The sequence below is a fragment of the Deltaproteobacteria bacterium genome (assembly GCA_029860075.1).
Lineage (GTDB): Bacteria > Desulfobacterota > JADFVX01 > JADFVX01 > JADFVX01 > JAOUBX01.
On sequence record JAOUBX010000029.1, the window covers coordinates 34,390 to 47,868 of the forward strand.

Sequence of the window (13,479 nt, forward strand, 5' to 3'; positions counted from 1 at the left end):
AAGTATGAAAAATGTATCAGGTAGAATGTGTCAGTTAGAATGTACCTGGCAGGAAGCAAGATTTTAGCCGACCATGACAAATCTTAAAGCAAGAGATTTAAACCAGTCAAAAACATGCTTTACATATTTTTTCCCGGCAAGATAAATACCGGCAAAAAGAAGTACATAAGAAAAAGAATAGACGGCGGGACCGCCGGTGGAAAGAATGAGAGGCTCTTCAAGGTAAGCGGAAACAATGCCAAGAAGCCCTATGAGGGGCCAGCAAAAAAGATAACTTGCCGTAATAAGCGTGATACCGGCAAGTGTTTTCAAATCTCTCCGAGGCTTTCCGGCAGTAAGGCCGTTTAGAGATTGTACTTCAATATTTCTGACTTTTGATTCCAAAAAAATACCTCATTACTGTCTGTCTGTTAAATCCGAAAAGCTGCTTATTTTAACTTTTTTGAAAGCAACCTTCAAGTGAATATTTCTTTTTTTGATAAAGCCACAGTAAAGTATTTGCAAAAAATGTTCCTCTTTACCGGAATCTCTAATATTCAGGAAAGCCTTCCCTTATAATCCTGATAGGTAAATTCTTTCACAAGCCTGAATTCGTTCTCTTTCGTCCATATACCAAGAGAAGGAAGCTTAATTCCATTAAAAGTCGTTGTTTTAACAAAAGTATAGTGGATCATATCTTCAAAAACCACTTTATCTCCGATTTTTAAGGGATCGGGGAAAGAAAAATCACCAATAAAATCGCCGGCAAGGCATGTTGGCCCACCGAAGCGGTAGACATGAGCATATTCACCCCCTTCACCGACATTTCTCACGGCAGGCCGGTAGGGCATTTCCAGGCAATCAGGCATGTGGTTGGCAATGGAAACATCGAGAATGGCAACCTGGACACCATTATTGACAATATCGACGACACTTGAAACGAGTGGTCCCGTCTGCCAGCCAATAGCCTCTCCCGGCTCAAGATAAACCTGTACATTATATTTTTGAGAAAAGTTTTTAATGAGCCTGACAAGTTTTTCCACATCGTAACCGGCCCGCGTAATGTGGTGTCCTCCACCAAAGTTAACCCACTTCATGCGGTGGAAATATTTGCCGAATTTTTCTTCCGTCACCTTAAGCGTTCTCTCCAGCACATGCGAGTCCTGTTCACAAAGGGTATGAAAGTGAAGACCATCTATGCCCTCAAGCTCATCTTCCTCAAAATTTTCAAGTCTCACACCGAGGCGGCTTCCCATAGCACAGGGATTGTAGATCTCCGTCTCTACCTCCGAATATTCGGGATTAATACGCATGCCGCAGCTCACTGCTCCTGCCCTGTCACGAAAACGTTTCCATTGGCCAAAAGAATTAAAAATCATATGGTCAGAGAGAGAAACAATCTCATCAATCTCGTCATCTTTATAGGCCGGGGAAAAGGTATGCACTTCCTTGCCCATCTCCTCATGCCCCAGTTTGGCCTCCCAGAGGCCGCTTGCAGCCGTACCATGAACTACTTTTCCTATCCGGGCAAATGTGCTCCACATAGCATAGCCCTTAAGTGCAAGGAGTATTTTTGCACCCGATTTTTTTTGAACAAAGTCGAGAAGGTCGAGGTTTTTCTGAAGCAATTCCTCTTCACATACGTAACAGGGTGTCGGTATTTTTGAAATATCGATTGCCATATAAAATATAAATCTCCCCGCAGAGCATAGAGAGAACACAGAAAAAAGAATTAACTTTACAAATTCTCTTTGCGCCCTTTGCGGCTTTGCGTGAAATAATAAGGATTAACTTTTAAGGAAAATTGCTACACTTCTTTCACATGCCAGGGCAGTCCCTGCCTGTTAAGTTCTTCCATAAAAGGATCAGGGTCCATCTGCTCCATATTGAGTGTACCCGGTACTTTCCATTTTCCTTCCAGCATAAGTTTGGCCCCGATCATGGCAGGAACGCCCGTCGTGTAGGATACGGCCTGTGATTTGGTTTCTTTGCAGGTTTCTTCATGGTCACAGATATTGTATATATAGATGCTTTTTTCTTTGCCATCCTTAATCCCCTTAAAGATACAGCCAATATTGGTTTTACCTTTTGTCCTCGGTCCAAGTGATGCCGGATCGGGGAGGAGAGCTTTAAGGAACTGGATAGGTACGATCTTTTTCCCCTCAAATTCTACTTCATCGATCCTTGTCATCCCCACATTCTGCAGCACTCTTAAATGGGTCAGGTAGCTTTCACCGAAGGTCATGAAAAAACGTATTCTTTTGAGCCCTTTCATATGCTTAACCAGTGATTCCATCTCTTCGTGATAAAGAAGGTAAGAGTCCCGGGGGCCGATTTCGGGATAATCATGAACAATTTTGATTTCCATAGGCTCCGTTTCGATCCATTTTCCTTCTTCCCAGTAACGGCCTTTGGCGGTCACTTCACGGATATTGATTTCAGGATTAAAGTTAGTGGCAAAGGGATAACCATGATCACCGGCATTACAGTCAAGAATATCGATGGTATGGATTTCATCAAAAAAATGCTTCTGAGCATAGGCGCAAAAAACATTGGTTACACCGGGGTCAAAACCACTGCCGAGGAGCGCCATAAGCTCGGCATCACGATACCTTCCATTGTAGGCCCACTGCTCCTTGTATTCAAACTTCGCCGTATCAGGGTGTTCATAATTGGCCGTATCGAGATAATCAACACCGCACCGGAGGCAGGCCTCCATAATGGTCAAATCCTGGTAAGGAAGCGCCACATTGATGACAACATCGGGTTTTACGAGTTTAATAAGATCAACAAGCTCAGACACGTTGTCTGCATCGACATGGGCAACCTCGATCCTGTCACCCCCAATTTCATCCCTTATCTGCTCACACTTGCTCAAAGTACGGCTCGCAAGAACAATCCTCTCAAAAACGTCCCTGTTCATGACACACTTATGGGTGACAACCCTGCCGACGCCACCGGCCCCGATTATCAATACACTGCTCATTCTCTCTCCTTAAAAATAACGCTGTTATAAGAGCTAAAATTAACTGCAAGCAGCAAAAATGTCAAACAGAAAAGATGGACTTTTTGTAATCTATGCTTTCCGGTAAATAAATAATCCGGGAGGGTTTTAGAGAAGCAAGAAGGACTTTCCTGTCTCCTTACTTCTCTATATAAAGTGATATGGGCCTTAAACCTGGAAAGGGCAGTTGAATCCTTTTCTACTATCTTTTACCCGCACAGGTAACGCAATAGCAGGTGTAAGGAATTGCTTCGAGACGCTTTACAGGAATCGGCATCCCGCACATGCGGCAGGTTCCGTATTCGTCTTTCTCAATTAACTCAAGCGTTCTGTCTATCTGGTTAAGCTCTTCCAATGCTCCTTTATGAATGCCGCTTAGCACTTCCGCGTTTTCGAGTTCAATTGCCTGCTCTGAAGAGTCTCTGTTAAGTGGACTGGAGTAATCGAGGTTGATTTTATCTATTCTTGAGAGAAGAATTTCTCGCTTACTCATTAGTTTTTCACTGATTCTTTCATAGTGAGACATTATCTTAACTCCCTTATATAAGTTGGCCTGAATCAGGCAGAAGCAGTAATAATTTTATAGAGTCGATCCTTAAGCAGGAGACGCTCTTTCTTCTTATCTTCCAGGTAAAAATCAGAAGATACTTCAACTTCAGCCTCTATTCTTCTTACTTCACGGTCAACTTCATGGTATTCATCAAAAAGGCGCAGGAAGTAGTTATTCTCCAACTTGAGAGTGTGGATACGTTCACGATGTTCAGGGAATTCATGTAACAAATCATGCTTTTCGACCATTTTCTCCTCCTTCAGTTAATATAAAAAAATAAAAAACACGCTTACCCACCATCCTTATTGCTGTAATAATTTCTGATGTGAAGATCCGCCTTTTCAGCTTCAAAGTACATGTCGATCCCATTCATGGCTGGCATAATGATAACAATCTCATGAAATATGACAATCAGTTAAAAACTCTTTTTTTTGTCACAAATTCTATTTATTTTTGTAAGTATTTTACCTACAAGAAGAGCTATAAAAACTGAGGGAAAACAATAAGAAAAAAATAAGGAGGTTTAAGGCTTGAAAACTTTATATAATCAAAACCGGGATTATTCTATTAATCCATGTTTTACGGCGTAGTATGTAATCTCTGAATTGTTTTTCAGGTTCATTTTTTCAAGAACCCTGGCCCTGTAGGTACCAATTGTCTTTTCACTTAAAAATAACGATTCTGCAATTTCTTTAACTGTTTTCCCGGTAGCAATCATGCGCATCACTTCATATTCACGATTTGAAAGCTTTTCATGAGGATCTATTTTCAGGTTATCCTCAATGGCATAGGCCAACCTCTCTGCCACTGATTTGCTCACATGTTTACCACCACATGAAACCTTACGAACAGCATCGATTAATTCATCAAGAGCGCCCTCTTTAGTTAAATATCCGGAAGCACCTAATTTCAAGGCCCGAACAGCATATTGATCTTCGGGGCAAGCGCTCAAAATGAGGACAGCCAGCCGTGGAAATTCATTTTTTATATCCTTGACAATATCGAGGCCACTCTGTCCCGGCATGATAATATCAAGAATAATGACATCATATTTATGCTTACGTATTTTATCAAACACTTCATGACAAGTGGTCGCCTCATCAACAACAAGCATATCGCCAGGAGAAGATAAAACCTTCCTCAGGCCCTGCCTGATAAGGGGGTGATCATCTGCAATTAAAATATTTATCATGCTCTCACGATATCATTTATACGTTTAAAAAATGTACTCATATAAAATTGACAACCCATATTATGTTAGCACAGTTAATTTAAAAAAAAGATGATTATTTTGGTTGTACTAACGAAAGTCAGCTAAGCCATTTTTTATCAGACAAATACAAATATTCCAATTGAAACTGGCACAACAAAGCCACCATCTGCTATAATCAGCCTTCTACTATTCGCAAAAGGAAGCTGCTTTGGAAATACCTGAAATAAAGCCCGGTCATTTAGGTCCGGACCATGTTGCGCCTGATGCCATCCCCTTTATCAAACGGCAGCAAACAAACCCGTCACGCTGGAAGGGTGATGGATGGGATGCTTTTGTCGCTGAACTTGAAGAAAAAGGGCTTGAAATAAGGCAAGGGAAGGCGGCAAAAGGCATATTTATCACCGATGCGGGAGGCCTTGCCTATGGTCTGCCTCATGGAGCAGTGAGAGCCGAGAGTGCGGAGCAGATCTCTCAACTGCTTAAAGCGGCCCAAAAACACAAGGTACCCGTTACCACCCGCGGAGGGGGACTTACTACGGAGGGTGAGTCCGTAGCCTTCGGCGGAGTGCTTCTCGATATGACAGGCATGAGCAGGGTCAAAAAGGTAGACAAGGAAAATCTCACCGTCCGTACCGAGGCCGGCATCTTCTGGCACTCCCTTGCGGAAGAACTGAGGCGTTATAATATGGACTACCTTTCATCGCCTCTTAACCTTACCTCCTCTGTAGGAGGAACACTCGGCGTAGGCGGTGTCGACGTCAACTCGACCCGTTTCGGCTGCAGCGCAGATCAGGCCCTTTCTGTTGAAGTGGTAACACCGACCGGTGAGATTGTGGAATGCTCCGACTCGGTAAATGCAGACCTTTTCAAGCGCGTCATCCTCGGTTACGGCCAGTTCGGCGTCATTACGGAAGCAACTCTCAGGATCAGACCCTATACTCCGCTTAAAATGCACTATTTTTACTACAGTTCATTAGGAAATGCGGTGAAAGATCTCGTCATGATTGACAAGGCTAGAGCCTGCCACTATTCAGGCATTCTCACCATGATGGACAGGGCTATCACCCTCCTTGTCGCATTCGACTCAGATAATGCAGAGCAGGAGTTCATGTCAGAATGGCGGCCAAAACTCAAGGGTCACGGAGAAGCGGCTTTTGCCGTTAATACCGCCCTCTATTATCTTTTGAGGCCATGGAAAGTGCGTGAGGCGCTTTTTCTCTATAATCGGAAGAAGGAACTTTTCCCTGACCTTCATCCGCCTCATCATATGAAAGACGGCAAAATCCTCGACCGCACCGTCGTATTTTCACGGGCTGTCTGGAAGCACTGGGGCGGTAAACAGATGATCATTCCCGACGTTTCAACCAATGCCGAAAAATTTGCCGAAGCGGTAGAAAAAGGAAACAGGGTTTGCAAAAAATACTTTCCACACTACACTCTTTACTGTGTCGGCATAAGATTAAGGGAAGACCACAGGGACCATTATGAAATGTCCTGCATTCCACCTGACGCTGAAGACATTGCTTATGGCTGCGAATTTGAACCCATGCTGGAAAACCGTATCTACAGCCGCGATTACCTGCAATCATTCAAGAATGAGATCTACGATATGGGCGTCGAACTGGAAGGAAGCTACTACCGCTTTGGCGGTATGATGAAAGGTTATATCCGTCGCGTATTCGGCGATGAAGTGGTGGATAAGCATCTCGAAATGAAAAAGAAGGCCGATCCCTCCATGATACTTAACAGGGACGTCATATTCTGATGGAGCCCCTCACTGCAAGCATAAGTCCTTCAGAAAATGATTTTTCGGCATGCAGCGGCTGCAGCCTCTGCCTCCTCCCCTGCCCCGTCTGGCGTCAGAAGAGAGATATAACCTTTACCTGGCAGGGCCGCGCCAGGGCTTTACAGCAGGGAGCCGCCAAAGAAGACCTGAGAGAGTCAATTTTTGCCTGCGCCTATTGTGGTTCCTGCGATCCCATCTGTCCTCAAGGAATAGACCTTAGAGGCAACATGGCACAGCTCAGGGGAAATGACGAGAATAATCCTTTTGCAAAAGAAATCTGCATCAGGATAGAAGAAGCGCTAAAAAAACCGGTTAATCCCGGGAAAAAGGCTCACACCCTCCTTGTCATAGGAGATAATGATCAACGTATTGAGAAGATAAGAAGCCTTCTTTCGGGAAAAACCACTGTTGAACCAGCCTCTGATAAGGGACGGGACATAGTCCTGGCCATAGAGGCGGGGCTGGAGATACCCGAAGAAAGACTTGAAGCTTTCATCAATCCACTGAAAAAGGCCAAAGAAATAATAGTCAGTAACGGCATATTGAAGCGTCCCCTCAAGCACCTTCTGCCCGGTCTTAAGGTGAGAGGGCTCGGTCAAGTCTTAAGCTCTCTTCCTCAAATTAGAAGCAAGCTGAAACCGACTGATTTCTATATCATTGAAAGCCGTGCCTACAACTGGGACTTGCAAAGCATGGTTGTTTACTATGATAAATTACGCAGGGAGACAGGCGCCATATTCAACCTCGATCTCAACCGCATTGCAATACCGACAACGGCAACAAGCATACAGCAGATATCAGGCATTAAGGGAATCAATGCAGCAGAACAGGTTAAGTGGCTCCTTGAAGGCAGGGAGGTAAAACGTATTGTCGTGGAAAGTGTGGACGATGGAGAAGCATTCAGCGCTTCAGTGGATATCCCCGTTATTCATCTTTCAGATCTTGGGGAAGTCTAAATGAAAACCTGAGATTTTTCATTTATTCGAGAATGCCGGAAATTACACGCTTTATTTTATTGATAAAAAGTCTCAATGAGGACGGTTCAAAATACCCTTCCAGAGCAGTTGACGCCAGAATATAAGGCTCGTAGGCATTGACAAATTCACTTTCCGATAAGGATGTGCCTTTTTCTATGAGGGGCATATCTTTGTTGAGCGCAAAGAGCACAAACCTGTATAAATGCTTCTCACCAGGACAGGGGCCTCTATAACCCTCTTTCCCCTCTACAATTCCTTCAATTCTTCCAAGCTTTTCTCCCAATGAAAAGTTTGAAATATTTTTGGGAATATTATAAACAGTCCAGTGTTTCGTTTCTCTCTCGCGCCCCCCATGGCCTCTATCAGTCATGATTAAAGCAAAGCTTTCCGAATTATCCGGTGGAGATGTCCATGCCAGGTGAGGCGATTTATTCTCCCCTCCTAACCATTGACAAACATTAACGCGTGGAATATTACCTCCGTTTTCCAAACCATTGCTGACTAATTTAAAATGGGAACTCAATTTTTCACCACTCACTCTTTTGTTAATAGCGCTGTCTTTGGGAGCATCACTAAAAGCAGCAGTCATTAATAATAAAACAAGATATTTCATAAAATCATCAAAGGTTACGATTATATACAGGATTACAAATTAAACACTCCGCCGCAGGCAGCGGCATATTGGCGTGGAGACTGTCTACCGGTTTATTCCGGGTATAGGAAGCTTATTGTTTGCTAAGAAAATAACCTAACTTCATATCCGTCCCAAAGATGTGCTCAATGAGCCAGTTTTTCAAAAAGTGCATCAACTTTAAGTGAACACTTTCCCTCCCCTCATCAAAGGTTTCCTTAAACGCTATAACCTGGTTTGTAAGCTTGTCATGTTCCAGCTTGTGAGCCTCGTAGTAATGGTAGCTTTTTTCCCTCATGAGACGTTCTTCGTGGGCAAAATGTGTCTTCGAATAGTCGATCAACTCATCGAGGATAGGGCCGACAACAGCTTTCCCCTTACCGGTACAAATAGCGTCGTACATTTCATTAAGGAGTATGACCAGTTTTTCATGTTGCCTGTCAATCGATTCTACCTTAACCGATAGCAGGTAATTCCATTCCATAAATAACATATAAATCCCCCCCCCAGGAAATAATAAAATAACAACATTATAATAAAAGAGACGCCTTAAAAAATCAATGAAGAGATTGGTAATTTCCCATTTTTTCCTGCCATTTAAATGCTGTGGATATTATCAAAAAAGCATATCGCTACAGTACTATCTTCCTGGCAATTAAATAACTCATTTCACATTACAGCGGGTCAAAGCGGCCAATAGAATGAAACCATAAAAACAAGGAATCAGCTATTTTCTGTCATCCTGGAAAAAGATACATCTGAATCATGGAATGAAAAAAGGGTCGAAAATTTAATGGAGAGGATAAATATGCTCAGGGGGTTTCGTAAATATGAACCTGGTTTTTACCTTCACTTTTAGCAATATACATTGCCTCATCAGCTTTCTGTATAATTTCAGGCAATGTAATCCCATCTTCAGGGTAAGATGAAATCCCCGCACTGAAAGTGACACCTGACAAAGGGCCGTCAGCGCCGAGAAATTTCAATTTTTTCGTCAGGTTAAGCAATTTGGAAGTGAGTGAATTTGCTCCCTTTTTATCGGTTTCAGAGGCAACGATGACAAATTCCTCTCCTCCGAATCTGCCGACAATATCATTTTTCCTGAGGCCATCTTTTACAAGAAGGGAAAAGTCCTTGAGAAGCTTATCACCGAGCAGATGTCCGTGTTTATCATTAAAGTTCTTGAAATTATCAATATCAATAAATATAACGGAAACAGAATGGTTATGCCTTTCCGCCCTTTTAATCTCCGATTCAATACGTTGAAGCAGGTATTTCTTATTGTACATATCCGTCAGGTGGTCATAAATGGCTTGCCTTTGAAGACTTTCCAACTGATTCGTCTTTTCAACAGCTTCAACAGCCTGTGCGCCAAAGATACTCATAAGAAGAAGATCATTTTCCACAAAAGGATTTTCATTTTTCCTGTAGATCGTAAGAGAACCGATGGCAGACTCTTTGTCTTTAAGAGGTATTGAAAGAACAGACTTGATACTCTCCATGCGGGCAAGATCTTTCTGACTGCACCTTTTCTCCTTCGAGATATCAGCAGTGATAAAACTTTCACCATTCTGGATAACCTTGCCGATTATACCTTCTCCAAGCTTTAATCCCGGCTGGGCAAGAAAGTCAGGGGATACACCAACGCCGGCCTTGATATCGAGTTCACCCGTCTCTATGTTGAACAATCTCAAAGTTGCTGCATCGGCCCTTGTAAGTGAAGCTGCTGTCTGAACGATATGCTGAAGAACTTCGTCTATCCCTTCAAAGACGATAATCCTTTCCATGCAGTAATAAATATTTTTTAAAGCATTGCTGTCCATTGATTACCTGAAACAAAATATCTTAAAATGTTAATTAGTATCCATCGGTCAACTATGGTGGATCAAATTTTGTTTTCAATTTGGAAAGGAGGGATTTTTTGCAAGGTCAAGGAAATCAAGGCTTTCACCGAGTCGTACTGCTGTATGTCGCACAAGCAAAGCCCGAGATTGACGCAGAGATTGCGAAAAAGCACCCTTTCCGGATGAAAACTAATTAAGGTATCAACTCAACAAGAAAGACCAAAAATTAAATGTTAAAAGCGATAGCCCTGTTAGAAATGAAAGGTAAATTCTTTGTACCGAGCATTTTTAACCCTGCCCTGCCGGGCGTAAAGTCCCGGATAGGGCAGAAGTTTCATCCTTTCCAGGATAATAACTTTTCCAGAGGACAATCCGTCATTTTTATACCAAGAGGAATTTTATAACATAGCGCAATCAATGTCTATTGAAAAAAAAAGAAGATAATAATGCGTTAAGAGAGAGAAAAGGCGAGGATTTTATGGTAAATAAATTGTGAGATACTTTTTTCAATTAGTACACTTTCGTCCAGAAATTTTTCGGCAATTTTTTTATTATCAAAAACACCGTCGGCAACAAGAATGGGCGACATTTTATATCTGCCTGCTTCACCTTCTCCGTCATCTACCTTGAGATGTGTTAGACCTGCTTTTTTGCTCCAGCTAAAAGCATGCTCGTTAATTTCTTTGTCGTAGCAAAGTTCAAACTTAACGATCTTACCCTTGCCGTCCTGCCACAGGATAAGGTCAAAAAACTCATCGCCAAACCACCGTTTTCGGATTCCCCCTTCATCCTGTCTGACGGCTGTAAATTCGGTGAGCATTTTATTAAAAAGTCAGACCTTTTCCCTGTCCGGCCCAAAAGGTTTAAGAACAATAATTAACTGAGGCAAGAGAGTGAGCGCAGCAACGAGAGCAATTACCATTGCAAGCACTGTCAAAATGCCAAAATAAATGCTTGGTATGAAGTTTGAAAGGAGGAGAATGGAAAAGCCAATGACAATGGTTACGGACGTATAATACATGGCATAACCAATGGAACTGTGGCAACGATGCATTATTTCCAGATAGGTACCGCCATTGGCGTACTCCCTCTTAAAGCGGTGAATGTAGTGAATGGTATCATCAACGGCAATTCCCACGCTGATAGCGGCAATCGTTATAGTCATCATATCGAGAGGTATTTTTACCCAGCCCATAAAACCCAAAACCGCACCCACTGAAAGGAGATTGGGAAAGATTGCGATCAAGGCAATTTTGAGCGACCTGAAAAGAATGAGAAACATAAACATAAGAATAAAAACAACAGCGCCAAGCGTCAGGATCTGCGAGTTAAAAAGACTTTGCAGCATATTGTTGTAAAGGACAACCAGTCCGGCAAGCTTTATATTCTCCTTTTCAAGTTCAAAATCTCCCGCCAGGTCACGCCGTATTTTTTTGATCAATTCATTCCTTCTCAGGTTTTTATCGGAATCCCTCACTCTTATGGAAAAGCGGACCTCATTATTTTCGACAGAAACATAGGGGCTCAGAATAATTTTTCGAAAACGTTCGGGAAGTTCATTATAAATAAGGGCCAGTTTGAAATTATCGAGAGGTTCGCCATCATTCAGGCTCTTTCCAACCTTGAGCATTGTGCCGAGAGACATAACTTTACCGGTCTCAGGAATGGAATCAAGGTAGTCATGCACCTTCTCCACTTCAGTCATCTTTCGCGATGTAAACCAGTATTGCGCTTTCCCCTTTTCCGCCTCAAACTCCTCTTCAAAATCATCAAACTCATCATCAAACTCATTGTCAGGCTCAGAATTAGCTGAAGAATCCTGTTCCGACGCTTCAGGCTCTTCAACAAACTTTATGACCACATCCAGGGGAGTCGTTCCTCCCAGCTGCTTGTCAATGACTGTCATACCCTGGTAGATTTCAGTCGTATCCTTAAAGTAGTCGATAAAGCTGTTTTCAACAATGAGCATGGCGCCGCCTGCCACACTTGCAACCATCAGAATCCCGCTGACCCACATTATCAACCGGCCAAAAGACTCGGTAAAACGCGCGAGAATTTTCGTAAAAATAAAATGGTTCTCGAAAGATGTATTGGCAGCCCGTTTATCAACAAGCATAAGAATGGAAGGAAAAATGAGAAAGGTAAGAACAAGCGAAACACCGATACCGGCAGTCATCATCCATCCAAAATTAATAACAGGGAGAATATTACAAAGAATGAGCGAACTGAAACCTGCCATGGTCGTCAAAATAGCATAGGCACATGGTTTTGCCATTGAGGTTACTGTATGGAGAATAAGTTCTCTTTGATCTGCTTCAGGTCTCAATCCCAACAATTCCCTGTATCGAACAATGAGGTGAATGGTAACAGCCATGGTGATAATGATCTGGATGGATATAAAGTTGGACGATATGACCGTCACTTCCCAGCCAAACATGCCCAGCAAACCCGATGTGGCAACAACGGAAAAACCGCAGCATAGTATAGGAATAATAACCCATCGCTTTTGCCTGAAAATAATCCAGAGAGTAATAACGAGAAATAACATGACGGCAGTGCCGAATATCTTGAGATCATTCTTAACATAGGTAATCAGATCATCAGCAACCATGCTGACACCACCGAGGAAGAGATCTGCCTCTCCCCGGTATTTATCCATGATGCCTCTCACCAGAGCAATATTTTCGTGCTGTTTAATGCGCATTCTGTCCCGGTGAATTTTAAAATCAGCCTTTACATGATCGAACTCCATTCGCTCTTCAGCAGTAATAGTTCCCTCTTTAAGCTTCTCTTTCAACTCATTTCTGCGCTTTAACAGGCTGCGGAACACCTCGTCTTCAGGCAGGTTAACCTGGAGTGCAGTCGTTTTAAAGTCCGGGCTTACCAGCATATCGCTGTATATGGGACTGCTGAGGAATTCTTTTTTGGCAAGGCCCCGGGCCGCCTCAGGCGATTCGAGGGTTCTCACACTTTTAACCATTTCCTTAACGGGCATGGGCGGGCTTTCAAGGAGGGGAACATCGAGAAGGGAAACAACAGATTCAACACCTTCAAGGGCGATAAGATCATCGCGAAGACGTCTTATGTTTTCGAGGGTCTTATCTGAAAGGAGATCATCTTCAGGAGAGTAGGTAATAATGAGATAGTCAGGACTGCCGTAACGGGCATTGACCTGACGGGTAAGACGAAGATCTTCATCATCTTCGAGAACAAGCGTTTCAGCCGAAGCATCGACTTCAAGTTTCCTCGCTTCATAGCCAAGGAAGGCGATAAGAAGAATAATAAAAAAGATAACAAGATAGGGATGGTTTAGTATCCACCTGTCATAGATCGTTTTGAGCATGTCAGGACAATTCCCTAGTTAGTTTTCATCCGGAAAGGGTGCTTTTTCGCAATCTCTACGTCAATCTTCGGTTTTGCTTGTGCGATGTACAGTAGTACATCTCCGCGCAAACCCTTGATTTCCTTGACCTTGCAAAAAATCCCTCCTTTCCG

The 13,479-nt window shown here is 42.9% G+C and carries 13 protein-coding genes; 2 read left to right on the forward strand and 11 right to left on the reverse strand.

Features of this window, described 5'->3' with window-relative positions; genetic code table 11:
* Nucleotides 1-63: 63 nt before the first annotated feature.
* The 6 genes from OEV42_10510 to OEV42_10535 all read right to left on the reverse strand — a co-directional run bounded on the left by OEV42_10510 (nt 64) and on the right by OEV42_10535 (nt 4,725).
* The gene (locus OEV42_10510; GenBank protein ID MDH3974697.1) at nt 64-384 is read right to left on the reverse strand and encodes a hypothetical protein; all 321 of its coding nucleotides are present in this window, start codon (nt 382-384) and stop codon (nt 64-66) included.
* 152 nt (nt 385-536) lie between these two features.
* Entirely contained in the window at nt 537-1,661 is a 1,125-nt protein-coding gene (gene nspC, locus OEV42_10515) for a carboxynorspermidine decarboxylase (GenBank protein MDH3974698.1), read from the reverse strand.
* A 125-nt stretch (nt 1,662-1,786) separates the two neighbouring features.
* Nucleotides 1,787-2,965 carry a saccharopine dehydrogenase family protein gene (locus tag OEV42_10520; GenBank protein ID MDH3974699.1) on the reverse strand — a complete coding sequence of 393 codons (1,179 nt, stop codon included), beginning with the start codon at nt 2,963-2,965 and terminating at the stop codon, nt 1,787-1,789.
* Between the two features lie 220 nt (nt 2,966-3,185).
* Complete coding sequence (locus OEV42_10525) at nt 3,186-3,509, reverse strand: TraR/DksA C4-type zinc finger protein (GenBank protein ID MDH3974700.1); 324 nt, start codon at nt 3,507-3,509, stop codon at nt 3,186-3,188.
* 32 nt (nt 3,510-3,541) lie between these two features.
* A complete protein-coding gene (locus OEV42_10530) occupies nt 3,542-3,781 on the reverse strand; it encodes a DUF465 domain-containing protein (GenBank protein ID MDH3974701.1) in 240 nt (79 codons plus the stop codon).
* Nucleotides 3,782-4,092: 311 nt separating this feature from the next.
* Nucleotides 4,093-4,725 carry a response regulator transcription factor gene (locus tag OEV42_10535; protein ID MDH3974702.1) on the reverse strand — a complete coding sequence of 211 codons (633 nt, stop codon included), beginning with the start codon at nt 4,723-4,725 and terminating at the stop codon, nt 4,093-4,095.
* Nucleotides 4,726-4,954: 229 nt separating this feature from the next.
* On the opposite strand from OEV42_10535, the gene OEV42_10540 reads away from it, so the two are divergent.
* Entirely contained in the window at nt 4,955-6,511 is a 1,557-nt protein-coding gene (locus OEV42_10540; protein ID MDH3974703.1) for an FAD-binding oxidoreductase, read from the forward strand.
* A complete protein-coding gene (locus tag OEV42_10545; protein MDH3974704.1) occupies nt 6,511-7,488 on the forward strand; it encodes a 4Fe-4S dicluster domain-containing protein in 978 nt (325 codons plus the stop codon). Before OEV42_10540 ends, OEV42_10545 begins: the two co-directional genes overlap by 1 nt.
* A gap of 22 nt (nt 7,489-7,510) precedes the next feature.
* Here the strand turns inward: OEV42_10545 and OEV42_10550 are convergent, their stop codons facing one another.
* The 5 genes from OEV42_10550 to OEV42_10570 all read right to left on the reverse strand — a co-directional run bounded on the left by OEV42_10550 (nt 7,511) and on the right by OEV42_10570 (nt 13,327).
* Complete coding sequence (locus tag OEV42_10550; GenBank protein ID MDH3974705.1) at nt 7,511-8,122, reverse strand: hypothetical protein; 612 nt, start codon at nt 8,120-8,122, stop codon at nt 7,511-7,513.
* 112 nt (nt 8,123-8,234) lie between these two features.
* Nucleotides 8,235-8,633: a bacteriohemerythrin gene (locus tag OEV42_10555; protein MDH3974706.1), complete on the reverse strand. Its 399-nt coding sequence runs from the start codon at nt 8,631-8,633 to the stop codon at nt 8,235-8,237.
* Nucleotides 8,634-8,952: 319 nt separating this feature from the next.
* The gene (locus OEV42_10560) at nt 8,953-9,963 is read right to left on the reverse strand and encodes a sensor domain-containing diguanylate cyclase (GenBank protein MDH3974707.1); all 1,011 of its coding nucleotides are present in this window, start codon (nt 9,961-9,963) and stop codon (nt 8,953-8,955) included.
* Nucleotides 9,964-10,435: 472 nt separating this feature from the next.
* Entirely contained in the window at nt 10,436-10,804 is a 369-nt protein-coding gene (locus OEV42_10565; protein MDH3974708.1) for a hypothetical protein, read from the reverse strand.
* Nucleotides 10,805-10,816: 12 nt separating this feature from the next.
* Nucleotides 10,817-13,327, reverse strand: a complete 2,511-nt coding sequence (locus tag OEV42_10570; protein MDH3974709.1) for an MMPL family transporter — start codon at nt 13,325-13,327, stop codon at nt 10,817-10,819.
* Nucleotides 13,328-13,479: the final 152 nt, after the last annotated feature.

Bases quoted from the DNA above. Each gene is read 5' to 3' on its own strand.
- OEV42_10530 (MDH3974701.1), bottom strand. From the start codon at position 3,781: ATGGTCGAAAAGCATGATTTGTTACATGAATTCCCTGAACATCGTGAA.
- OEV42_10560 (MDH3974707.1), bottom strand. From the start codon at position 9,963: ATGGACAGCAATGCTTTAAAAAATATTTATTACTGCATGGAAAGGATT.
- nspC (MDH3974698.1), bottom strand. From the start codon at position 1,661: ATGGCAATCGATATTTCAAAAATACCGACACCCTGTTACGTATGTGAA.
- OEV42_10535 (MDH3974702.1), bottom strand. From the start codon at position 4,725: ATGATAAATATTTTAATTGCAGATGATCACCCCCTTATCAGGCAGGGC.
- OEV42_10570 (MDH3974709.1), bottom strand. From the start codon at position 13,327: ATGCTCAAAACGATCTATGACAGGTGGATACTAAACCATCCCTATCTT.
- OEV42_10520 (MDH3974699.1), bottom strand. From the start codon at position 2,965: ATGAGCAGTGTATTGATAATCGGGGCCGGTGGCGTCGGCAGGGTTGTC.
- OEV42_10550 (MDH3974705.1), bottom strand. From the start codon at position 8,122: ATGAAATATCTTGTTTTATTATTAATGACTGCTGCTTTTAGTGATGCT.
- OEV42_10525 (MDH3974700.1), bottom strand. From the start codon at position 3,509: ATGTCTCACTATGAAAGAATCAGTGAAAAACTAATGAGTAAGCGAGAA.
- OEV42_10555 (MDH3974706.1), bottom strand. From the start codon at position 8,633: ATGTTATTTATGGAATGGAATTACCTGCTATCGGTTAAGGTAGAATCG.
- OEV42_10565 (MDH3974708.1), bottom strand. From the start codon at position 10,804: ATGCTCACCGAATTTACAGCCGTCAGACAGGATGAAGGGGGAATCCGA.
- OEV42_10545 (MDH3974704.1), top strand. From the start codon at position 6,511: ATGGAGCCCCTCACTGCAAGCATAAGTCCTTCAGAAAATGATTTTTCG.